A 22,224-nucleotide genomic window follows, 5' to 3' on the forward strand; every position below is an offset into this window, starting at 1 on the left:
GCTGATGTCCTTCGTTAGAACGGAATGTTGCTGGGTGAAGGGGACTGAGGGTGGTGCCGGGCGGGAGTCTCACCCGCCCGGCACCTCACCGGCTCAGACTTCCTCGACGCTGCTGGGCTCGCGGCGGGACAGGTCGATGCCGAGCTCCTCGGCGGCGCGGAAGACGTCCTCCTCCGCGTCACGGAGCTCGATCTGCGAGCCGTCCTGGCTGAGCACCTCGACGTTCAGGCAGAGCGACTGCATCTCCTTGACGAGAACCTTGAACGACTCCGGGATGCCGGAGTCCGGGATGTTCTCGCCCTTGACAATGGCCTCGTAGACCTTCACGCGGCCGGGCACGTCGTCCGACTTGATCGTGAGCAGCTCCTGGAGGGCGTAGGCGGCGCCGTACGCCTCCATCGCCCAGACCTCCATCTCGCCGAACCGCTGGCCACCGAACTGGGCCTTACCGCCCAGCGGCTGCTGCGTGATCATCGAGTACGGGCCGGTGCTGCGCGCGTGGATCTTGTCGTCCACCAGGTGGTGCAGCTTCAGGATGTACTTCATGCCCACCGCGACCGGCTCGGGGAACGGCTCGCCGGAGCGGCCGTCGTAGAGCTTGGCCTTGCCGGTCTCGTCGATCAGACGGTCGCCGTCCCGGTTCGGCAGCGTCGCGCCGAGCAGGCCGGTGATCTCGTCCTCGAGCGCGCCGTCGAAGACCGGGGTCGCGAGCTTGGTGTTCGGCTCGGAGGTCTCCAGGCCGATCCCACGCAGGCGCTGCTTCCAGGCGGCGTCGTCCGGGGCGCCGGACAGGTTCAGGTCCCAGCCCTGCCGGGCCAGCCAGCCCAGGTGGAGCTCGAGGATCTGACCGATGTTCATGCGTCGCGGCACGCCCAGCGGGTTCAGGATGACGTCGACCGGGGTGCCGTCCTCCATGAACGGCATGTCCTCGATCGGCAGGATCTTCGCGATGACGCCCTTGTTGCCGTGACGACCGGCGAGCTTGTCACCGACGGAGATCTTGCGCTTCTGGGCCACGTAGACGCGGACCAGCTGGTTGACGCCCGGGGGCAGCTCGTCGCCGGCCTCGCGGTCGAAGACGCGGACGCCGATGACGGTGCCGGACTCGCCGTGCGGGACCTTCATCGAGGTGTCGCGCACCTCGCGCGCCTTCTCGCCGAAGATCGCGCGGAGCAGGCGCTCCTCGGGGGTCAGCTCGGTCTCGCCCTTGGGGGTCACCTTGCCGACGAGGATGTCACCGGTGGAGACCTCGGCGCCGATGCGGATGATGCCGCGCTCGTCGAGGTCGGCCAGGCCCTCCTCGGAGACGTTCGGGATGTCCCGGGTGATCTCCTCGGGGCCGAGCTTGGTGTCGCGGGCGTCGACCTCGTGCTCCTCGATGTGGATCGAGGTGAGCAGGTCCTCCTGGACCAGCCGCTGCGAGAGGATGATCGCGTCCTCGTAGTTGTGGCCCTGCCAGGGCAGGAAGGCCACGAGGAGGTTGCGACCCAGCGCCATCTCGGCGTCGTCGGTGCAGGGGCCGTCGGCGATCGGCGAGCCGACCTCGACGCGGTCGCCCTCGGAGACCAGCGGGCGCTGGTTGATCGAGGTGCCCTGGTTGGAGCGACGGAACTTGGCCATCCGGTAGGAGGAGTAGGTGCCGTCGTCGTTGAGGGTCTCGACCAGGTCGGCCGACACCTCCTTGACGACTCCGGCGGCCTCGGCGGTGACGACGTCACCGGCGTCGACCGCGGCGCGGTACTCGATGCCCGTGCCGACCAGCGGCGCGTCGCTGCGGATCAGCGGGACGGCCTGACGCTGCATGTTGGCGCCCATGAGCGCACGGTTGGCGTCGTCGTGCTCGAGGAACGGGATGAGGGCGGTCGCGACCGACACCATCTGGCGCGGGGAGACGTCCATGTAGTCGACCTCGCCGGCCAGGAGCTCGGAGACCTCACCGTCGCGCTGACGGACCAGGACGCGCTCGTTGACGAAGCGCCCCTCCTCGTCCAGCACGGCGTTGGCCTGCGCGATGACGAAGTGGTCCTCGTCGTCCGCCGTCAGGTAGTCGACCTGGTCCGTGACCTGGCCGTCGACGACCTTGCGGTACGGGGTCTCGACGAAGCCGAACGGGTTGATCCGGCCGAAGGAGGCCAGCGAGCCGATCAGACCGATGTTCGGACCCTCAGGGGTCTCGATCGGGCACATGCGGCCGTAGTGCGACGGGTGGACGTCGCGGACCTCCATGCCGGCGCGGTCGCGGGACAGACCACCGGGCCCGAGCGCCGAGAGGCGACGCTTGTGCGTCAGGCCGGCGATCGGGTTGGTCTGGTCCATGAACTGCGAGAGCTGCGAGGTGCCGAAGAACTCCTTCAGCGCCGCGACCACGGGGCGGATGTTGATCAGCGACTGCGGCGTGATCGCCTCCACGTCCTGCGTGGTCATGCGCTCGCGGACGACGCGCTCCATGCGGGCCAGGCCCGTGCGGAGCTGGTTCTGGATCAGCTCGCCGACCGTGCGGATGCGACGGTTGCCGAAGTGGTCGATGTCGTCGGGCTCGATGCCGAGGGCGCCCTGGGGGGCCTCCAGCTCGGTGCGGCCGTCGTGGAGGGCGACGATGTAGCGGATCGCGGCCACGATGTCGTCGACCGTCAGCGTCTGCTGGTCGAACGCCTCGACCAGACCGAGCTTCTTGTTGATCTTGTGGCGGCCGACCTTCGCCAGGTCGTAGCGCTTGGGGTTGAAGTAGTAGTTGTTCAGCAGCGTCTGCGCGGCCTCGCGCGTCGGCGGCTCGCCCGGGCGGAGCTTGCGGTAGATGTCCAGCAGCGCCTCGTCCTGGTTGGACGTGTTGTCCTTCTCCAGGGTCAGCATCATGGACTCGTACTCGCCGAACTCCTCGCGGATCTGCTCGTTCGTCCAGCCGAGGGCCTTGAGCAGCACCGTGACGTTCTGCTTGCGCTTGCGGTCGAGGCGGACGCCGACGAGGTCGCGCTTGTCGACCTCGAACTCCAGCCACGCACCGCGGCTCGGGATGAGCTTCGCGGAGTAGATGTCCTTGTCGGACGTCTTGTCGGCGGCGCGCTCGAAGTAGACGCCCGGGCTGCGGACCAGCTGGGAGACGACGACGCGCTCGGTGCCGTTGATGACGAAGGTGCCCTTGTTGGTCATGAGCGGGAAGTCGCCCATGAAGACCGTCTGGCCCTTGATCTCACCGGTGTCGTTGTTGGTGAACTCGGCGGAGACGTAGAGCGGGGCGGAGTAGGTGAAGTCCTTCTCCTTGCACTCGTCGACGGTGTACTTCGGGTCGTAGAAGACCGGGTTGTCGAACGAGAGCGACATCGTCTCGTTGAAGTCCTCGATCGGAGAGATCTCCTCGAAGATCTCCTGGAGACCGGACTTCTCCGACACGTCCTCGCCTGCTTCGCGGCGGCGGTCGACCACCGACAGCCACTTCTCGTTGCCGATCAGCCAGTCGAAGCTGTCGGTCTGCAGGGCGAGGAGCTGGGGAAGAGCCAGGGGCTCGGAGATCTTTGCGAACGAGGTGCGACGGGAGTTACCAGAGGTGGCAGGCGCAGCCAAGAGTCATCCTTCGACAGGTCAGCTCATCGAATGGCGCCACCCCCCACTCAGAGAGCCACCGGGCAGGCTGTCGAGCATTTGAGGGCAGGCGCAAAGCGCAACAGTACCCGAACGCACGACGCCCCACAACATCGAGGAGGGGGCCCGGTAGCCCCGTCGGAAAGATGATGCGGGCACCGGGCACCCCGGTCAAGCAGTTCGGCCGAATGGGCGCGCCGTGTCCTGACCGGGCCGACGCCCCGCCGACCCCCCGCCGGCGGACCGCGAGGTCGGTCCGGCAGCCGGCTCGGAGGTCAGTCCGCCAGGGGTGTCGTGGTGATGTCGTCGACCAGCCACTGGCCGTCGTCGAGCACCATCGTCAGCGTCAGCTGGTCCTGGTAGACGTCCGGCTGCGTGGTCGAGGCGTTGGTGCGCTGCCGGTTGGCGAACACGAGCACCTGGACGCGGTCGTCGCCCACCCGCACCAGCGCGGAGTCCACGACCTCGACCGGCCCGACCACCGTCTGGGAGGTGGGGGCGTTCTCCTCCAGCACCGCGAACAGCTGGTCGTAGGTCTCGGTGTAGTCGGCGGTGAGGTAGGTCCGCGCCCGGGCGCCGTCCTCCTCCATCGTCCGGTAGTCGTAGGACAGGACGGGGCCCACGGCCCGCTCCGCCGCCGCCTGCGCGGCCTGGGCGTCGGCCTCGACCGTGCCCGCGTCGCCGGTGATGACGCGGTGGTGCGGCTGCGCCGCCACCGCGACCGTGCCGCCCACGCTGAGCGCCGCCAGCAGGGCGAGCACCGCCAGCAGCCAGGCCGGCACCAGCCGGCCCGACGCCGCGGACGCGGGCTCGGACGCCGGCTCGGAGGTGGGCTCGGAGGTGGGCTCGTGCACGGCCTGCGGCTCCGGTGGCGCCGCCTCGTCCAGCGAATCCACGGGCTCCCCCGCGGCCGGCGCGAGCGACGCGTCGTACGCGGCGCGGCGCTCGGGGTCCAGGAGCGTCTCGGCGGCCTCGGTGGCGAGCTTCGCCCGACGGTCGCCGGGGTCGAGCTCGGCCAGGGCCGCCCGCCAGGCGGCGCGCACGTCGTCCGCGCTCGCGCCCGGCTCCACGCCGAGGACGTCGTACCAGGTGGGCCCGCTCATCGGCCGCTCCCCCCGTCCGTGCTGCTCCCGTCCGTGCTGCTCCCGTCCGTGGGCCCGTCGGTGCCGGCCCCCTCGTCCGCGCTGCCGCCCGCACTGCCGGCCGCGCTGCCGTCGGTGGTGACGCCGGTGCCGGTGACCGGGCTGAAGGCGTCGACCAGCCACGCCCCGTCGACGAGCCGCAGGGTGACCTCGACCCGGTAGGTGGCGGGCTCGTCGGAGACCCGCTCGTCCCCGTCGCCGGGATAGGTGTTGGTGAACTCGCCGGCCACCAGCGCGGTGGCCTCGTCGTCGGCCAGCTCCGAGACACCGACGGCGTGGACGGTGGTGGTGCGACCCAGCCCCGCCTGGGCCACGGTGGCCTCGGCGATCTGCACCTGGTCGTCGAACTCGGCCGCGAAGCCGGGCGTGAGCAGCGAGGACACGCCGTCGCGGTAGTCGGGCATGGTGCCGTCGTCGGCGAGGTCCTCGGGGCCGTAGCTGTTGACCCGCGTCATCATCGTGCGGGCCACCTCGGCCACCTCGTCGCGGCGGACCTGGACCTCGTTGCGCCCGGTGACCAGCGAGGAGACCCGGTCGCCGAGGGGCTCGGTGTCGGGCGTCCTGGTCAGGAGCAGCCAGGTCAGGACCGCGCCCGAGCCGATGATCAGGAGCACGAGGTCGACGAGCAGGAAGCGGCGCACCAGCAGGGCGGCGCGGGTGGGCGCGGGCCGCTGCTCGGGGGGCTGCTGGTCGGGCTGCACGGTGAGGTCCTCCTCGGACGTGCGGGTGGGTGCGGTCCGGGTGGAGGCCCGGGAGCCGGTCTGGGTGGTGGTCATGGGCCGGTCACTCCCCCGCTGGTGTGGCGAGCGCGTCGAGCCAGAGCCAGGACGCGTCCCCGGCCAGGGTGGCGGGGGCCGGGGTGGCGGCGTTGGCGCCGCCCTGCGGCACACCGCCCCACGTGAGGTCGCCGGTCTCGGGGTCGTAGCTGGCCACGACGCTGTCGGGGTCGTAGGCGGCGGCGGGCCGGTTGAGGTTCTGCACGCCGCGCGCGTTGCTGGTGCCGGGCCCCTCGGTGCAGCGGGCCTTCGTGTTCATCGGCCGCTCGTCGCGGTCGCTCGGAGTGCGCTTCTGCGTGCTCTCGTAGCCCCGCTGGCACACCGGGTTGTCGGTGATGATCAGGCCGAAGTGGGCGTTGTAGAGCCCGCTGGTGGGGCTCTTGGACACGACGGTGAAGCCGCCCTCCACCACGTAGGGGTAGATGACCAGCAGCTGCTCGACCCCGTCGAGGTGCCGGGTCACGACCTGCCCGGTGGTCACCAGGTTGTTGATCAGGTCGCCCAGCTCCACGCGGTTGTCCTCGATCAGGGTGCGCAGGGCGCGGGCGGCGGGAGAGCCGGCCTTGAGCAGGCGGCGCAGGTCCGGGTCGGCCCCGGCCAGCGTCGAGGAGAACTGCGAGAGCCGGCGCGCGAAGGTGCGGATGTCCTGCTCGCTCCTCAGTTGGGTGCTCAGCACCGTGTTCGCGTCGCGGATCAGGTCGGTGGTCACCTGGAAGTTGGCGTCGGCGTCCTCGATGAAGGACGAGCCGGAGTCGATGAGCCGGGAGAGGTCCTCGCCGCTGCCGCCGAACGCGGCCCCGAGCTCGGTGACCGTGGTGCGCAGGGCGTCGCGGTCGACCGACTGCACGGTGCGGGCCACGTCGCCGAGCAGCTTCTCGGTCGCGATCGGGACGGCGGTGTCGGCGGTGTCGATCTCCGAGCCCTGCTCCAGGTACGGGTCGCTCTTCGTCTGCGGCTTGAGGTCGACGTACTGCTCACCGACGGCCGAGGCGTTCGCGACCACCGCCAGCGTGTCCGCCGGGATGGTGTCCCACTTCTTGTCGATCTGCAGGTGGACGTCGACGCCGTCGTCGGTGAGCACCAGGTCGTCGACCCGGCCGACGGCGACCCCGCGGTAGGTGACCTGGCCGCCGGCGAAGATGCCGCCGGAGGAGGCGAAGTGCGCCACGACCTCGTAGTCGGTGTCGCGGAAGAACCGGTCGAGCTGGGCGTAGGTGGCGCCCACGTAGGAGCAGCCGACCAGGGTGATCAGCGCGAAGACGAACAGCTGGATGCGGGTGCGGCGGGTGATCACCGGACCTCACCCCCGTCCCTGGTGTCTCGGGTGGTGTCCGGGCTGGTGTCGCTGGTCGTCCCCACCAGGCCGGGCACGAGCAGCGCCACGAGGTCGGCGTCGTAGAGGGCGGAGAGCTCGCCCATCGTGGGGCCGCGGTCGCCGACCGTCGTCCGTGCCGTGCCCGTCGACGAGCCCGTCGTGGAGCCCCGGGTCTGCTCGGGGGTGCGCAGCGCGTCGACGCCGGCCCGCCCGAGGCCGGGCAGCGAGATCGAGGGCAGCGGGAGCGGGAGACCGCCGCCGCCACTGCTGGACTCGCCGCCGCCGGGGTTCGGCAGGCCGGGCAGCTGGTTGAGCAGGGTGCACACGGCGACGTCCTTGTTGCGGGGGCGTGCGCACTCCTCGCGCAGCTCCAGCAGGAGGCGGGGGGTGGCGAGCACCCGCTGGCAGGCCTCGGAGGTCAGGTCCCCGGAGGCGAGGCACTCGGCGACGAGGTCGAGCACGACCGTCGGGTCGAGGTCCGAAGGGAGCAGCGTCGGCAGCTCGGTCGGGATGCCGTCGTCCAGGCCCAGGGAGAGGTCGATCTGCATCTCGATGGAGAGGTTGGTGTAGTCGCCCATGTGCAGGTTGCGCGCGACCTGCGGGTTGCGGCCGACGACCTCGTCCACGAAGGGGTAGGTGAGGAAGACGTTGAACGACTCCACCAGCGAGTCGCCGCTGTTCGCGAGCTCGGCCAGCACGGGCTGGAGCTGCTCGAGGGTGGCGGTGGTGGACTCCTGGGTGGAGCGGATGACGCGCACGCCGACGTCGCCGAGCCGGTTGAGCGACCGGAGCATCCTCACGAGGTCCTCGCGCTGGGAGTCCAGCGAGCGCAGGGCGGACGGCAGCTCCTCCAGCGCGGCGTCGATGGAGGGCTGCTGACGACGCACCGACCGGGCCAGGCGGTCGATCCGCTCGATCGCGTCCACGATGTCGGCCTTTTTGGTGTCCAGGGTGCGCATCAGCACCCGGATCTGCTCGAGCACGTCGCGGGTGGTGCCCTCGCGGCCCTCCAACGCCGTGTTCAGCTCGGTGGCGATCGTCTTCAGCTGGGCCACGCCGCCGCCGTTGAGCACCAGGCTCAGCGCGCCGAGCACCTCCTCGACCTCGGTGTTGCGCCCGGTGGCGTCCAGGCCGATGGCGGCGCCGTCCTCGAGGCTGCCGGTGCCGCCGCCGTCGGGGGCGTCGAGCTCGACGAACTTCTCGCCGAGCAGGCTGGTCTGGCGGATGCGGGCCACCGCGTCGGCGGGCAGCTCGGTGTCCTCGCGCAGCTCGAGGGTGACCAGGGCGGTCTCGCCGTCGTCGGCGAGCGCCACGTCGGTGACCTGGCCGACGGTGACGTCGTCGACCTTGACGGTCGACTTGGGCACGAGGTCCAGCACGTCGCGGAACTGGGCGGTGACGGTGATCGGGTCGTCGCCGACGTCCGGGCCGCCGGGCAGCGGGAGGGAGTAGACGTCGAAGCCGCTGCTGCAGGCCGAGAGGCCCAGCGGCAGGACGACGGCCAGCGCCGCCGCGCGCCAGAGGCGGGCCAGCCGACCGGGCCCACGGCGGGGCTGGCGTCGGGGCTGGCGTCGGGGCTGGGTGGCGCTCATTCGGTCACCGCCACGAGTCCGCCGAGCGTGGCGTCGGAGAGCACCGCGGCACCGCTCGTGCTGCCGCTGCGCCCGCGCAGCGCGTCCAGGGCACCGGGGCGCGGCAGCGCGCCCTCGAGGGCGTCGCACAGGCCACCGGTGTCGTCGACGGAGTTGGCGACGGTGCACAGCAGCAGCGCCGGGTCGTTGACCAGCTGGTCCTCGATCAGCGTGAGGTTCGCGTTGGTGTCGAGGGTGCCGGCCTGCGGGTTGTAGGTCAGGTACAGGTTGTTCAGCGCCAGCGGTGCGGCGTCGAGGGTCTCGTCGAGCGCGGCGCGCTGCTTCACCAGGACCTTGGCCACGCGGTTCAGCCCCTTCACGTCCTCGGTGAGGATCTCCCCGTTGTCGTCCACGAAGCGGCGCACCTGGGTGAGCGCCGTCGCGAGCGCGTCCAGCGCCGCGGCGAGGTCCTGCCGCTCGCCCGCGAGCAGGTCGGAGACGTCGGCCAGCGAGCTGTTGAACCGGCGCACGGTCGTGTCGTTGTCGGCGAGCGTCTCCAGGAACTGCCCCAGCTCGGCCGAGGCACCGAAGAGGTCGTCGGAGTTGTCGTCGAGGGTCTCGGTGAAGTCGGCGAAGTCGCTGAGCGTCTGCCGGAACGTCGCGCCCTGGCCGCCGAAGTTCTCGGCCGTCTGCACGAGCAGGTCGGAGAGGGCACCGTCGCTGTTCGCGCCTTCGGGGCCGAGCGCCACCGTCAGGTCGTCGAGCGACTGGTAGACCTGGTCCAGCTCGAGGGGGACGGCGGTGCGGTCTGTGCCGAGCTCGGCGCCGGACTCCAGCACCGCGCCGCCGGTGTAGGCGGGGGTGAGCTGCACGTAGCGGTCGCCGACCACCGACGGGGAGATGACGACGGCCTGGGCGTCCGCGGGGACGTCCAGCTCACCGTCGTAGCGCATGGTGACCACCACGTCCGTGCCGTCGGGGCGCACGGAGGTGATCTCCCCGACCGGGACGCCCAGCACCCGCACGTCGCTGCCCTCGTAGAGCTGGGCGGCGGAGGTGAAGCGGGCGGTCAGGGTCTTGCCGTCGTCGCCGTCCAGGAGGACGACGCCGACGGTGACGACCACGGCCAGCGCGACGAGCGCCAGGAGCACGGTGCGCACGGTGGTGAGGGCCCTCATCCGAGACCACCACCGTTCTGGAGCTCCGCGATCGGCGGGAAGTTCTGGATGTAGGTGTCGAACCAGGGGCCGTTGCCCAGCGTCGAGGCGAAGACGCGGTAGAACGGCGCCATCAGCCGGAGGCTGTTGTCGATGTTGTCCTCGTTCTTGTTGAGCACGTCGAGCACCGCGTCGAGGTTCTCCAGGGCGGGCTTCAGATCGGCGCGCGACTGCCGGATCAGCGTGGTCAGCTCCCGCGAGAGCCGCTGGGTGGAGACGAGCAGCCGGTGGATGGCCTGCCGCCGCTCGACCAGCGCCCGGAACAGGACGTCGGCGTCCTTCATCAGCGCGACGATGTCCTCGTCACGGGCGTCGAGCACGGTGGAGAGCCGGCGCAGGTTGACCAGCAGGCTGTTGATCTCGTCGTTCTTGGCCGCGATGTTCGCGCTGAGCGCCGAGACGCCGGCCAGGGCGCCGCGGAACTCCTCGGGGGTGTCGCGGGTCAGGTCGGCCAGGGTGCGCAGCGACTCGGTGAGCTGGCCGGTGTCGATCCGCTCGGCGGTGTCGGCGAGCCCGGTGAAGGCGTCGACGACGTCGAACGGGGAGGTCGTGCGCGAGACCGGGATGGTGCCGCCCTCCTCCATCCGGGGGCCGGCCTGCCCCGCCCTGGCGACGCTGGGCTCGACGGACAGGAACATGTCGCCGAGCAGCGTCTTCACGCGGATGGAGGCGCGGGCGTCGGTGTCGAAGGTGTCGTCGGTGCTGACCCGGAACCCGACGCGGACCTTGTCCCCGTCCAGCTCGATGGTGCGCACCTCGCCGACGCGGACGCCGGCGATGCGGACCTCGTCGTCGACCTTGAGGCCGCCGGCCTCGCTGAACTCGGCGTAGTAGGTCTGCCCGCCACCGATGAGGGGCAGGTCCTGGGCACGGAACGCGGCGACCAGCAGCAGCGCCAGCACGACGAGGCTGACGGCGCCGATCACCACGGGGTTGCGCTCGCGGAAGGGCTTCATCCGAGGTCGCACCTCGCAGACCCCGTCTCGTACTTCAGCGGGACGGTCTCGCCCCCGGGGATGGTCACGTCGGCCTCGAAGTGGCAGAGGTAGAAGTTGAACCAGGAGCCGTAGGTGGCGGTGCCGCCGATGGTGTTGAGCTTGACCGGCAGCACCTGGAGCGCGCGGTCGAGCTCCTCGGAGCCGTCGTCGATGTTCCGCGTGAGCCGGCGCAGCTGCTTGATGTCGGTGACCAGCGGGGCGCGCACGTCGGTGACGAGGCCGGCGGTCTCCTCGGAGAGCAGCGAGATCTGCGTCAGCGAGTCGAGGATCGGCTCGCGGTCGTTCTTCAGCCCGCGCACGAGCTGCTTGAACGTGATGATCAGGTCGGAGAGCTGGTCGTCGCGGTCGGCCAGGTGGTCCAGCGCCTGGTCGAGGTTCTCGATCAGGTCGGTGATGACCTCGTCGCGGTCGGCCAGCGTCTGGGTGACCGACGCCGTGTGGCCGAGCAGGCTCTCCAGCGTGCCGCCCTCCCCCTGGAAGACCTGGACGATCTCGTAGGAGAGCTGGTTGACGTCGGCCGGGCTCAGGGCCTGGAACAGCGGCTTGAAGCCGTTGAACAGCACGGTCAGGTCCAGCGCCGGGCGGGTCTGGGCGACCGCGATCACCGGGTCGCCGTCGACCTCCCCGAGGTCCACGGGGTCGGACGAGGGCCGCTGGTCGAGGCTGATGTAGCGCTGCCCGACCAGGTTGCGGTACCGGATCGTGGCGTGGGTGACGTCGGTGACGGGCACCTGCGTCTGGAGGTCGAAGGAGACCATCGCCATCCTGCCGTCCACGACCTCGATGTCGGTCACGGAGCCGACCTTGACGCCGGCGACGCGCACGTCGTCGCCGGCCACCACGCCGGTGGCGTCGGTGAACGTCGCGCGCACCGGCCGGGTCTCGGCGAAGGACAGGTTGCCGACCGTGATCACCAGCAGGCCCGTGGCCAGCGTGGTGACGAGGACGAAGATGCCGAGCTTGACCAGGTCGGCGGCGGTGCGGCCGTCGAGGAGCTTCATCGCAGCTCCACCTCCGCCCCGCGGGCCATCGGCGCCACCAGGAGGGCACCCAGGTCGGGCACGTCCTCGGCGGTCGTGCCGAGGGCCGGCGCGAGCAGCGAGTCGACCAGGGCCGTCTCGGCGTCACTGCCGGCGCGGCCCGCGTCCGTGCGGAAGAAGTAGCTGGGGGTCACGCGTGAGGTTCCCTTGCCGGTGGGCTCGTCGACGCCGTCGTCCATGTTCGGCTGGGCCCGGAGCGGGTTGTCCTGGTCGAACGGCGGGTTGGGCAGGTGCAGGCAGCTGGGGCCGCGGTCCTCGCCGAAGCGCGGGACGTCGGCGGCGGTGTAGCCGCGGGGCTGGTTCGGCAGCGTCTCGAGGGTGATGTGCAGCGTGTGGTTGCGGAAGGCCTCGGCCTGGATCTTGCCCGCGTTGACCAGGCCCTCCGTCAGGCAGCTGAACTCCGGGGCGTACTTGGCCAGGAGCCGCACCTGCGGCTCGGAGACCTCGCCGAGGCGGATCAGGTTCTGCTCGTTGTCCCGCAGGAAGGTGCGTGCCGAGCCGGAGAACGCGCTGACGTCGTTGAAGAGGGCGTTCAGCATCTCCTCGCGGTCGCGCAGCGTGGTGGTCGTGGTGACGGTGTCGTCGAGGATCTGCCCGACCTGGGGCAGCACGTCGGCGTAGAGGTCGGAGACCTCCGCGGTCAGGCGCAGGTCCTCCACCAGGGCCGGCAGCTGCGGGTTGAGCTTCTTCAGGTAGGCGTCGACCGTCTCGAGGTTCTCCCCGATGAGGTCGCCGCGACCCTCCAGCGCCGTCGCCAGCGCCGTGAGCGTGGCGTTGAGGTCGGCCGGGCGGACGGTGCGCAGCAGCGGGTAGAGGTCGTCGAGGACCTCCTCGACCTCGGTCGACAGGCGCGTCTGGGTGATCGTGTCGCCGGCCTGGATCGGCCGGGCCGGGTCGGCCGGGACCTCGAGCTTGACGTACTTCTCGCCGAACAGCGTCTTGGGCACGATGTAGGCGGAGACGTTGGACGGGATGGTCTCGGTGCTGTCGGGGAACAGCCCGAGCTCCACGTCCACGCCCTCGGAGGTGGCGTCGAAGGAGAGCACCTCGCCGACGATGACGCCGCGGATCTTCACGTCGCCGCGCCGCGGCAGCTGGAGCCCGGCGCTGGTGCTGCGCAGGGTGACGGTCGTGTAGTCGCGGAAGACGCCCGTGAACTGGGCGTAGGTGAGCCACACCGCCACCAGCAGCAGTGCGAGGAAGACGAGTCCGAGCGTGCGGACGTGACGCAGCAGCACGACTACCCTGCCAACCTGACCGTGGTCGTGGTGCCCCAGATCGCCATCGACAGCATGAGGTCGATGACGTTCACCGCGACGATGGAGGTGCGCACCGCGCGCCCCACGGCCACGCCCACGCCGGCCGGGCCGCCGCTGGCGGTGTAGCCGTAGTAGCAGTGGATGAGGATCACCGTCACCGCGAAGACGAGCACCTTGCCGAAGGACCAGAGCACGTCCTCGGGTGCCAGGAACTTGGTGAAGTTGTCGGCGTACGTGCCTGCTGACTGGCCGTAGATGCCGGTCACCGTCAGCCGGGTGGCGAAGTAGGACGAGAGCAGCCCCACGACGTACAGGGGGACGATCGCGATGAGACCACCGATGATGCGGGTGCTCACCAGGTACTGCATCGAGGGGATCGCCATCACCTCGACGGCGTCGATCTCCTCGGAGATGCGCATCGCGCCCAGCTGGGCGGTGAAGCCGCAGCCCACCGTGGCGGCCAGCGCGATGCCCGCGACCAACGGGGCGATCTCGCGGGTGTTGAAGTAGGCAGAGACGAAGCCGGCGAACCGGGCGGTGCCCAGCTGGTCGAGCGCGGCGTAGCCGGAGAGGCCGACCTGGGCGCCGGTGAAGAACGTCATCGAGACGATCACGCCGACGGTGCCGCCGATGACCGCCAGCGACCCCGAGCCGAGGGTGACCTCGGCCAGGATGCGCATGATCTCCTTGTAGTAGCGGCGCGCCGTGCGCGGGGTCGCCGCCAGGGCGCGCAGGTAGAACGCGAGCTGCCCACCGAGGTCGTCGAGGGCCCCGAGCGGCTTGGTGTAGATCGCCTTGAGGTCGGCCACGGCCCCTTCACCCGCCCTTCGGGGGGACGATCTGGAGGTAGACCGCGCTGAGGACGAAGTTGGCGATGAACAGCAGCAGGAACGTGATCACCACGGACTCGTTGACCGCGTCGCCCACGCCCTTGGGGCCACCCCCGGCGTTCATCCCCTTGTAGGAGGCGACCACGGCCGCGATGAGGCCGAAGATCAGCGCCTTGACCAGGCCGATCCAGATGTCCGGCAGCTGCGCGAGCGCGGTGAAGGAGGCGATGTAGGCGCCGGGCGTGCCGTCCTGGAGGACGACGTTGAAGACGTAGCCGCCGGCGACGCCGACCACCGAGACCAGGCCGTTGAGGAAGACGGCGACCAGCATGGTGGCCAGCACGCGGGGCACCACCAGGCGCTGGATCGGGTCGATGCCCAGCACCATCATCGCGTCCAGCTCCTCGCGGATCTTGCGGGCGCCGAGGTCGGCGGCGATGGCGGAGCCGCCGGCGCCGGCGATGAGGAGGGCGGTCGCGATCGGGGCGGCCTGCTGGACGACGGCGAGGACCGATGCGGAGCCGGTGAACGACTCGGCGCCGAACTGACGGATCAGGCCACCCACCTGGAGCGCGATGACCGCACCGAACGGGATGGCCACCAGGGCGGTCGGGATGATCGTCACCGACGCCACGAACCAGGCCTGCTGGATGAACTCGCGCAGCTGGAAGGGGCGCCGGAAGAGCCCACGCGCGACGTCGAGCGCGAAGGCGAAGAGGCTGCCCGCAGCCCCCACCGGGGCGAGCAGGCGGGCGGTGGTCGAGGCCATCGGTCCCTCAGGCCCCCGTCGCCATGGCCATGCCGGGCGAGAACGATCCGGGCGGCGGCGTCACCCCATTCTCGCGGCACCAGCCGCCGGGCTCGCGCTGGCTGCGCCGCGGGATGCCGTTGGAGGGCTCCAGCTGGAGCGGGATCGGCGGGAGGGGCGGCAGCTCCTGGTCCGCCTCGGCGGCGAGCTCGTCGGCGTCCTTCTCCTCGGACATGCCGATCGGGCCGACGCGCTGGGCGTTGAGGAACTGACGCACGACGGGTTCCTCGGAGGAGAGCAGCATCTCGCGCGGCCCGAACATGGCCAGGTGCTTGTGGTAGAGCAGGCCGATGTTGTCGGGCACCGTGCGCGCGGTGTTGATGTCGTGCGTGACGATCAGGAAGGTCGCGTCGATCTGGGCGTTGAGGTCGACGATGAGCTGGTTGAGGAACGCGGTGCGCACCGGGTCCAGGCCGGAGTCGGGCTCGTCGAAGAGCACGATCTCGGGGTCGAGGACGAGCGCGCGCGCCAGGCCGGCGCGCTTGCGCATGCCGCCGGAGATCTCGCCGGGCAGCTTGTCCTCCGAGCCGACGAGGCCGACCAGGTCCATCTTCTCCATGACGACCTGCCGGACCTCGGACTCCGACTTGCGCGTGTGCTCGCGCAGCGGGAAGGCGACGTTGTCGTAGAGGTTCATCGAGCCGAACATCGCGCCGTCCTGGAACAGCACACCGAACAGCTTGCGGATCTCGTAGAGCTCGCGCTCGGAGCAGGAGGCTATGTCCGTGCCCTCGATGACGATCGAGCCCCGGTCGGGCTTCAGCAGCCCGATCAGCGACTTCAGGAACACCGACTTGCCGGTGCCCGACGGGCCCAGCATCACGCAGATCTCCCCGGCCGGCACCGTCAGCGTGACGTCTCCCCAGATCAGCTGCCTGCCGAAGGACTTCGTCAGGTTCTCGACCTTGATCTCGACACCCATCGCGCGCCTCCCCTCCCGTGCGGCGGCACCGGGTGGCGCCGCTTCCTGACCTGCCAGTAACAACGGCGGGGTCGGCGCGAGGTTACGCACGAATGTCGCCCACGTCACGCTGGACGCGTGGTCGCGGTCACATCCGGTGGCAGGTCCGTCCTGCCGGTCGGCAGGGGCGGGGCCCCACCGGAGGGGTTTCGAGGAGGAGGCCGCGCCGGTCAAGACCGCCGGCCACTCTCGGCAGCGCTGTCACGGCCGCTGCCGGGAACGCCGCGAGGGCGGCCACCCCTGATCGGGATGACCGCCCTCGGCGGATCGTGCAGGTGCCCCGTGCGGGGCGGTGTCCCCCGGAGGGGACTCAGGTCACTTGAGGGTGACGGAGGCGCCAGCGGCCTCGAGGGACTCCTTGGCCTTCTCGGCCACGTCCTTGGCAGCGCCCTCGAGGACGGTCTTGGGCGCACCCTCGACGAGCTCCTTGGCCTCCTTCAGGCCGAGGGAGGTCAGGGCGCGCACCTCCTTGATGACGTTGATCTTCTTGTCACCGGCGGACTCGAGGACGACGTCGAACTCGTCCTTCTCCTCGGCGGCGGCCTCGCCACCGGCGGCACCGCCGGCAGCGGGGGCGGCGGCGACGGCGACCGGGGCGGCCGCGGTGACGCCGAAGGTGTCCTCGAACTCCTTCACGAACTCGGAGAGCTCGATGAGGGTCATCTCCTTGAACGCGTCGAGGAGCTCGGTGGTGCTCAGCTTCGCCATGGTGGCGTCCTTTCAGCTGTGGTCGGCGCCCGTCGCGGGCGTCGTCCGGGTTTCAGGTGGTGGTAGCCGTGGGTGACCCGGGAGGGTCACGCCTCGGCGGTGTCGCCCTCGTCGGAGGCCGCGGGGGCCTCGTCGGCGGGGGCCTCGGCAGCAGCCGGGGCCTCCTCGGCGGCGGCCGGCGTACCGGCACCACCTGCGAGGATCGAGGGGTCCTCCTGCGCCTTCGCCTCGAGCGCACCGGCGAGCCGGGCGGCCTGGGCGAGGGGGGCGTTGAGGAGGTAGACGGCCTGGGACAGCGACGCCAGCATGGCGCCCGCCATCTTGCCCAGGAGGACGTCGCGCGACTCGAGGTCGGCCAGCTTGGCCACCTCGGCAGCGTCGAGCGCCTGGCCGTCCATGACTCCACCCTTGATGACAAGGGTGGGGTTGGCCTTGGCAAAGTCACGCAGGCCCTTGGCAGCCTCGACCATGTCGCCCTTGATGAAGGCAACGGCGGTCGGGCCGGTCAGCAGGCCGTCGAAGCCGGAGAGCCCGGCCTCCTTCGCGGCCAGCTTGGTCAGCGTGTTCTTGACCACGGCGTACGTGGCGTTCTCGCCGAGGGAGCGGCGGAGGTCCTGCAGCTCCTTCACGGTGAGACCGCGGTACTCGGTCAGCACGGCGCCAGCGGACTCGTTGAACTGCTCAACGAGGTCCGAGACGGCCGCCTGCTTGTCTGCCCGCGCCATGGGTCTCCTTACATCGGTCGGAGAGCCACCGTGAACCCCGTGAAATGACGAACGCCCCGGGCGCAGGCCCAGGGCGTGGGAGCGGCACTCTCGTGCCCGCTCGGTGCTCTGTATCCTGCGCGGGTCGCTCGCTCTCGCGAGGCCTTCAGCCCTGCTGCTCGCGCATCAGGACGACCGGCGGTCTCTGGTTACGCGTTCCAAGGTAGGGGTGTCGGGCCGCCACGCAAAATCGTGGACGTCGGCGGTGTCCATCCCCCGCGCAGGGAGTGTGCCGGCACGGTACCGGCTGGCAGGATCGGCACCATGACCGACCGCACGCCGCTCGACCAGCTCTCCGCCGACGACCTGGCTGCCTTCCTCGCGAAGACCCAGGCCGACTACGCCGCCCTCAAAGATCGCGGGCTGAAGCTGGACCTCACGCGTGGCAAGCCGTCCGCGGAGCAGCTGGACCTCTCCAACGGCCTACTCTCGCTGCCCACCTCCACCACGGACGCCACCGGCACCGACGTGCGCAACTACGGCGGGCTCGAGGGTCTCCTCGGCCTGCGCGCCCTGTTCGCCGAGCTGCTCGGCGTCGAGCCGCAGCAGGTGATCGCGGGCGGCAACTCGAGCCTCGAGATGATGCACCGCACCGTCACGTCCCTGCTCCTGTGGGGTGCCGCCGGCGTCGACGCCCCGTGGAAGGACGCCGGCACGGTGAAGTTCATCTGCCCGGTGCCCGGCTACGACCGGCACTTCACGCTGCTGGCCGACCTCGGCATCGAGATGGTCACCGTGCCCATGCACGAGGACGGGCCGGACGTCGAGGCGGTCAAGGCGCTCGTCGCCGACGACCCGTCGGTCAAGGGCATGTGGCTCGTGCCGACCTACGCCAACCCGACCGGCTCGGTGTGCTCCGTCGAGGTCGCCACCGCGCTCATGTCGATGCCGACGGCCGCACCGGACTTCCGCATCCTGTGGGACAACGCCTACGCGCTGCACCACCTCACCGACGTGGAGGTCAAGAGCGCCGACGCGCTCGCGATCGCGGCGGCCAACGGCCACCCCGAGCGACCGATCGTGTTCGCCTCGACCTCCAAGATCACCTGGGCGGGCGCCGGCGTGGCCATGATGGCGATGTCGCCCGTGAACAAGGCCTGGTTCCTCACGCACCTGGGCATGGCCTCGATCGGGCCGGACAAGGTCAACCAGCTGCGCCACCTGGAGTTCTTCGGCGACGCCGAGGGCGTGCGCGCGCACATGCGCAAGCACCGCGACATCATCGCGCCGAAGTTCGCCGCCGTGCAGGACGCCCTCGAGGGCGCGCTCTCGGGTCTCGGCGTGGCCGAGTGGACCGAGCCGACCGGCGGCTACTTCGTCAACCTCGACGTCGTCGACGGCACCGCCACCCGCGTCGTCCAGCTCGCCAAGGAGGCCGGCATCTCGCTGACGCCCGCGGGCTCGGCGTTCCCGCACGGCCTGGACCCGCGCGACCGCAACATCCGCCTGGCTCCGACGTTCCCGCCGCTGGACCAGGTCGAGACCGCCATGGCCGGCGTCGCCACCTGCGTGGCGCTCGCCGCCGCGGAGAAGCTCAGCAGCTGAGCCGGGCGCTCCCGGACGCCGACCCCGGGACGTCATGCGGAGCGGACGCAGTGTCCCTCAGACGCATGACGTCCCGGGGTCTCGTGCGTCCGGAGGGTCTCCGCTTCGGGCTCAGCCGGGGTTGACCGCCACGACGACGTCGCGGTCGATGCCGGCGTCCACGCGGTGCCGGAACCCCTGCCAGGGGCCGTCGTCCAGGGGCTCGAGGCCGGCGTCGGCCAGGATCTCCAGCGCCTGCTCGCGGGGGGCGACGTGGGTGTTCCAGGCGATGCCGACCGCTCCCCCGGGCCGCAGCACGCGCCGCCAGCCGGGCAGCGCCTCGGTGAGCAGCTGGGCCGGGCCGCGGCTGCGGCCGCCGTCCGCACCGTGGGAGCCGTGCTTGACCCCGTACGGCGCGTCGGTGACCAGGACGTCGGCGGAGCCGGCCTTGAACACGTCGCCGGTGCGCCGGGTGTCGGCCTCGACGACCGCGAGCCGCTGGGTGCGCCCCGCCTTCCACGCCTCCTTGTCGGCCGCCACCTCGATCGCGAGCCGCCGCCCGAGCTTCTGCCCGTCGCGGCGCAGCGGGGAGACGTCCGCGGTGTGCTTGAGGCGCTTCGTGCGCAGCCAGGTCTTCAGGTAGGCCTCCTGCGCGTCGAAGGCCTTGCCGTCGGTGTCGAGCCCCTCGGCGTCGCACCCGTGCACGAGCGCCGCGTGCAGCGTGGTGCCGCGCCCGCACAGCGGGTCGAGCACGCGGGTGGCGCGCTTGCGCGGTGCCACGGACGCCGGCAGCAGCCCGTCCGGGGTGGCCGAGGCCCACACGGTGAGGTTGAGCAGGAGCCGGGTGAACAGCTCGTTGGTCTTGCCGACGTACTTCTGGATGGTCAGCAGGTCCTCGTCCAGGGTCCGCACCTGCGCGGGCTCGGCCGGCAGCAGGGCGGGGCCGAAGCCGGCGTCCTCCAGCTCGAAGAGGGCGTACCCGCCGGAGAGCAGCGAGAGGTGGGCGCGGGTGCGCTCGCTCAGCTCCACGTCGACGGTGCGGACCTGGAGGTACGGCAGCCCACCCATCTCGACCAGGCGCACGTCGTCGATCTCCTCGCGCAGCGCCGTGGCCGCCAGCACCTGCGCCTCGGCGAGGAGCAGGGCGGGGGTGGCGTCGGCGTACACGCGGTTGGCCGAGGGGCGGACGAGGACGGCCCAGGTGCTCATGCTGACTCCTGCGGGGTGGGGCGGGGGCGTGGCCGGTCGAGGGAGGGGGGAACGGCGACGGCCCGCCGGCCCCGGTGGGGGCGCGACGGGCCGTCGTCAGGCTTCGCTCACGAGGAGCAAGAGGGGGCTCAGGCCTCCTCGTCGCCCGCGATGTTGCGGGTGACGGAGGGGTCGACCTGGATGCCGGGGCCCATGGTGGTCGAGAAGGTGACCTTCTTGACGTAGCGGCCCTTGGAGGCGGACGGCTTGAGGCGGAGGACCTCCTCGAGCGCGGCGGCGTAGTTCTCGGCGAGCTGCTTCTCACCGAAGGACGCCTTGCCGATGATGAAGTGCAGGTTGGCGTGACGGTCCACGCGGAACTCGATCTTGCCGCCCTTGATGTCGGTCACGGCCTTGGCCGGGTCCGGGGTGACGGTGCCGACCTTGGGGTTCGGCATGAGGCCGCGGGGGCCGAGCACGCGGCCGAGGCGGCCGACCTTGCCCATGAGGTCCGGGGTCGCGACGACGGCGTCGAAGTCGAGGTAGCCGCCGGCCACCTTCTCGATCAGCTCGTCGCCACCGACCTCGTCGGCACCGGCGTCGAGGGCGGCCTGGGCCTTGTCACCGACGGCGAAGACGAGGACCTTGGCGGTCTTGCCGGTGCCGTGGGGCAGGTTGACGGTGCCGCGCACCATCTGGTCGGCCTTGCGGGGGTCGACGCCGAGACGCATCACGACGTCCACGGTCTCGTCGAACTTCTTCTTGGTGGAGCCCTTGGCGATCTGGATCGCGGCCAGGGGGGCGTGCAGGGCGTCGGTGTCGTAGGACTCGACGGCCGCGCGGTAGCTCTTGCTGCGCTGCATGGTCTGGTCTCTCTTCTTCTCGTTCCAGGTGTGGTCGTCGGGCCAGCGCGGCCCTGCCACAGGTGGGGTGCGGACGCGGCGTCGCGCTCAGGCGACGCGGGAGTGCGTCAGCGGGGTCCTCAGTCGGTGGTGACGCCCATGGAGCGGGCGGTGCCCTCGACGATCTTCATCGCGGCGTCGATGTCGTTCGCGTTGAGGTCGGGCAGCTTCGTCTGGGCGATCTCGCGCACCTGGTCCTTGGTCAGCTTGCCGACCTTCTCCTTGTGCGGGACCGAGGAGCCCTTCTGGAGACCAGCAGCCTTCTTGATGAGCTCCGCCGCCGGCGGGGTCTTCGTGATGAAGGTGAACGAGCGGTCCTCGTAGATGGTGATCTCGACCGGGATCACGTTGCCGCGCATGGACTCGGTCTGGGCGTTGTACGCCTTGCAGAAGTCCATGATGTTGACGCCGTGCGGACCGAGAGCGGTACCGACCGGCGGGGCCGGGGTCGCGGCACCGGCCTGCAGCTGCACCTTGACCAGTGCAGAGATCTTCTTCTTGGGAGGCATGATGCTTCCTTCTCTTTCTGTCTCGTGGTCATGACGAGGACGCCGTCGCGTCCTCTGCCACCTGCGCCCGTCACCGGACGCAGCGTTCATTGTGCGGCGAGGTGCCGCTCCGACCCAAACCGACGGGCTCCGGACCGGCGAGGCCCGCCACCCCGGTGGGGTGGCGGGCCCTTCGCTCGCAGGCTAGCGAGGCTTAGACGCGCTGGATCTGGCTGAAGGACAGCTCGACCGGGGTCTCGCGGCCGAAGATCTCCACGAGCGCCTTGACGCGCTGGGACTCGGCGTTGATCTCGGTGATCGTGGCGTGGAGCGTGGCGAACGGGCCGTCGACGACCATCACGGAGTCGGAGACCGCGAAGTCGGCGACCTCGATCGGCTTCTTGGCCGGCTGCGAGGCGGAGCCGCCACCGGAGGACGAGGCGCCGGCAGCGGCGGCCTCCGCCTCGGCGCGGGCCACGACGGCCGGGGCCAGCATGTCCTCGACCTCGGTCATGGTCAGCGGCACCGGCTGGTGCGAGGAGCCGACGAAGCCGGTGACCGACGGCGTGTGCCGGACGGCGGACCAGGACTCGTCGGTGAGGTCCATGCGAACGAGCACGTAGCCGGGCAGGACGGTCCGCTTGACCATCTTGCGCTGGCCGTTCTTGATCTCCGCGACCTCCTCGGTGGGGACCACGATCTCGTGGATGTAGTCCTCCATGTTGAGGGAGATGATGCGGTTCTCGAGGTTCTGCTTGACCCGGTTCTCCATGCCCGAGTACGTGTGCACCACGAACCAGTCGCCCGGCTTGGCCCACAGCTCGCGGCGGAACTCCTCGAGGGGGTCGCTCTCCTCGGCCTCGGCGGCCTCGTCCTGGCTGGCCTCGTCCTCGACGTCCGCGTCCTCGGCGAGGTCGGCGTCGACCTCGTCGAGGGCGTCCTCGTCGACGTCGGGCTCGTCAGCAGCCACGTCCTGCGGCTCGACCTCGGTCTCCTCGACCGGGTCGACCTGCTCCGACTCGTACTGCTCCGACACGTGATGCTCCATCAGCTCGACGGGACCGGGGCCTCCCCGGTCCGGGGTTTCCCGGCGTCCTGCCGGGTGCGGCGGCCCAACCGGTGGGCGGCACGCACGGCGTGCCGACCCGGGCGGGGCC

General features: G+C 70.8%; 19 protein-coding genes. 1 reads left to right on the forward strand and 18 read right to left on the reverse strand.

Features of this window, described 5'->3' with window-relative positions:
• Nucleotides 1–93 precede the first annotated feature (93 nt).
• The 14 genes from rpoB to rplJ form a co-directional block, all read right to left on the reverse strand.
• Entirely contained in the window at nucleotides 94–3,558 is a 3,465-nt protein-coding gene (gene rpoB, locus M8330_RS10885; RefSeq protein WP_250052274.1) for a DNA-directed RNA polymerase subunit beta, read from the reverse strand.
• 293 nt (nucleotides 3,559–3,851) lie between these two features.
• The gene (locus M8330_RS10890; RefSeq protein ID WP_250827339.1) at nucleotides 3,852–4,679 is read right to left on the reverse strand and encodes a J domain-containing protein; all 828 of its coding nucleotides are present in this window, start codon (nucleotides 4,677–4,679) and stop codon (nucleotides 3,852–3,854) included.
• Entirely contained in the window at nucleotides 4,676–5,494 is an 819-nt protein-coding gene (locus M8330_RS10895) for a hypothetical protein (RefSeq protein WP_250827340.1), read from the reverse strand. Before M8330_RS10895 ends, M8330_RS10890 begins: the two co-directional genes overlap by 4 nt.
• 7 nt (nucleotides 5,495–5,501) lie before the next feature.
• On the reverse strand, nucleotides 5,502–6,788 hold the full coding sequence (locus M8330_RS10900; protein ID WP_250827341.1) for an MCE family protein: 1,287 nt from the start codon (nucleotides 6,786–6,788) through the stop codon (nucleotides 5,502–5,504).
• Nucleotides 6,785–8,401 (reverse strand): MCE family protein, encoded by a 1,617-nt coding sequence (locus M8330_RS10905; RefSeq protein WP_250827342.1) that lies wholly within the window; start codon nucleotides 8,399–8,401, stop codon nucleotides 6,785–6,787. Before M8330_RS10905 ends, M8330_RS10900 begins: the two co-directional genes overlap by 4 nt.
• The gene (locus tag M8330_RS10910) at nucleotides 8,398–9,558 is read right to left on the reverse strand and encodes an MCE family protein (protein ID WP_250827343.1); all 1,161 of its coding nucleotides are present in this window, start codon (nucleotides 9,556–9,558) and stop codon (nucleotides 8,398–8,400) included. Before M8330_RS10910 ends, M8330_RS10905 begins: the two co-directional genes overlap by 4 nt.
• Complete coding sequence (locus M8330_RS10915) at nucleotides 9,555–10,553, reverse strand: MCE family protein (RefSeq protein ID WP_250827344.1); 999 nt, start codon at nucleotides 10,551–10,553, stop codon at nucleotides 9,555–9,557. The genes M8330_RS10910 and M8330_RS10915 overlap by 4 nt, the downstream gene beginning before the upstream one ends.
• Entirely contained in the window at nucleotides 10,550–11,596 is a 1,047-nt protein-coding gene (locus tag M8330_RS10920) for an MCE family protein (RefSeq protein ID WP_250827345.1), read from the reverse strand. Before M8330_RS10920 ends, M8330_RS10915 begins: the two co-directional genes overlap by 4 nt.
• Nucleotides 11,593–12,873, reverse strand: a complete 1,281-nt coding sequence (locus M8330_RS10925) for an MCE family protein (protein WP_250827346.1) — start codon at nucleotides 12,871–12,873, stop codon at nucleotides 11,593–11,595. The genes M8330_RS10920 and M8330_RS10925 overlap by 4 nt, the downstream gene beginning before the upstream one ends.
• Nucleotides 12,874–12,875: 2 nt before the next feature.
• Complete coding sequence (locus M8330_RS10930; protein ID WP_250827347.1) at nucleotides 12,876–13,703, reverse strand: MlaE family ABC transporter permease; 828 nt, start codon at nucleotides 13,701–13,703, stop codon at nucleotides 12,876–12,878.
• Nucleotides 13,704–13,710: 7 nt separating this feature from the next.
• Nucleotides 13,711–14,493, reverse strand: a complete 783-nt coding sequence (locus M8330_RS10935; protein WP_250827348.1) for an MlaE family ABC transporter permease — start codon at nucleotides 14,491–14,493, stop codon at nucleotides 13,711–13,713.
• Nucleotides 14,494–14,500: 7 nt separating this feature from the next.
• A complete protein-coding gene (locus M8330_RS10940) occupies nucleotides 14,501–15,454 on the reverse strand; it encodes an ABC transporter ATP-binding protein (RefSeq protein WP_250827349.1) in 954 nt (317 codons plus the stop codon).
• A 354-nt stretch (nucleotides 15,455–15,808) separates the two neighbouring features.
• On the reverse strand, nucleotides 15,809–16,201 hold the full coding sequence (gene rplL, locus M8330_RS10945) for a 50S ribosomal protein L7/L12 (protein ID WP_250052255.1): 393 nt from the start codon (nucleotides 16,199–16,201) through the stop codon (nucleotides 15,809–15,811).
• An 86-nt stretch (nucleotides 16,202–16,287) separates the two neighbouring features.
• On the reverse strand, nucleotides 16,288–16,926 hold the full coding sequence (gene rplJ / locus M8330_RS10950; RefSeq protein WP_250827350.1) for a 50S ribosomal protein L10: 639 nt from the start codon (nucleotides 16,924–16,926) through the stop codon (nucleotides 16,288–16,290).
• Between the two features lie 303 nt (nucleotides 16,927–17,229).
• On the opposite strand from rplJ, the gene M8330_RS10955 reads away from it, so the two are divergent.
• The gene (locus M8330_RS10955; RefSeq protein ID WP_250052251.1) at nucleotides 17,230–18,510 is read left to right on the forward strand and encodes an aspartate aminotransferase type Ic; all 1,281 of its coding nucleotides are present in this window, start codon (nucleotides 17,230–17,232) and stop codon (nucleotides 18,508–18,510) included.
• A gap of 111 nt (nucleotides 18,511–18,621) precedes the next feature.
• On the opposite strand, the gene M8330_RS10960 is transcribed toward M8330_RS10955, so the two are convergent.
• From M8330_RS10960 to nusG, 4 genes are all read right to left on the reverse strand, one after another.
• Nucleotides 18,622–19,698 carry a TRM11 family SAM-dependent methyltransferase gene (locus M8330_RS10960; RefSeq protein ID WP_250827351.1) on the reverse strand — a complete coding sequence of 359 codons (1,077 nt, stop codon included), beginning with the start codon at nucleotides 19,696–19,698 and terminating at the stop codon, nucleotides 18,622–18,624.
• A 128-nt stretch (nucleotides 19,699–19,826) separates the two neighbouring features.
• Nucleotides 19,827–20,540, reverse strand: coding sequence for a 50S ribosomal protein L1 (gene rplA, locus M8330_RS10965; protein WP_250827352.1), 714 nt, complete (start codon nucleotides 20,538–20,540; stop codon nucleotides 19,827–19,829).
• 119 nt (nucleotides 20,541–20,659) lie between these two features.
• Entirely contained in the window at nucleotides 20,660–21,088 is a 429-nt protein-coding gene (gene rplK / locus M8330_RS10970) for a 50S ribosomal protein L11 (RefSeq protein ID WP_250827353.1), read from the reverse strand.
• A gap of 193 nt (nucleotides 21,089–21,281) precedes the next feature.
• Nucleotides 21,282–22,115, reverse strand: a complete 834-nt coding sequence (gene nusG / locus M8330_RS10975; RefSeq protein ID WP_250827354.1) for a transcription termination/antitermination protein NusG — start codon at nucleotides 22,113–22,115, stop codon at nucleotides 21,282–21,284.
• Nucleotides 22,116–22,224: the final 109 nt, after the last annotated feature.

It is taken from the genome of Nocardioides bruguierae (genome assembly GCF_023656415.1).
GTDB classification, from domain to species: Bacteria; Actinomycetota; Actinomycetes; order Propionibacteriales; family Nocardioidaceae; genus Nocardioides; species Nocardioides bruguierae.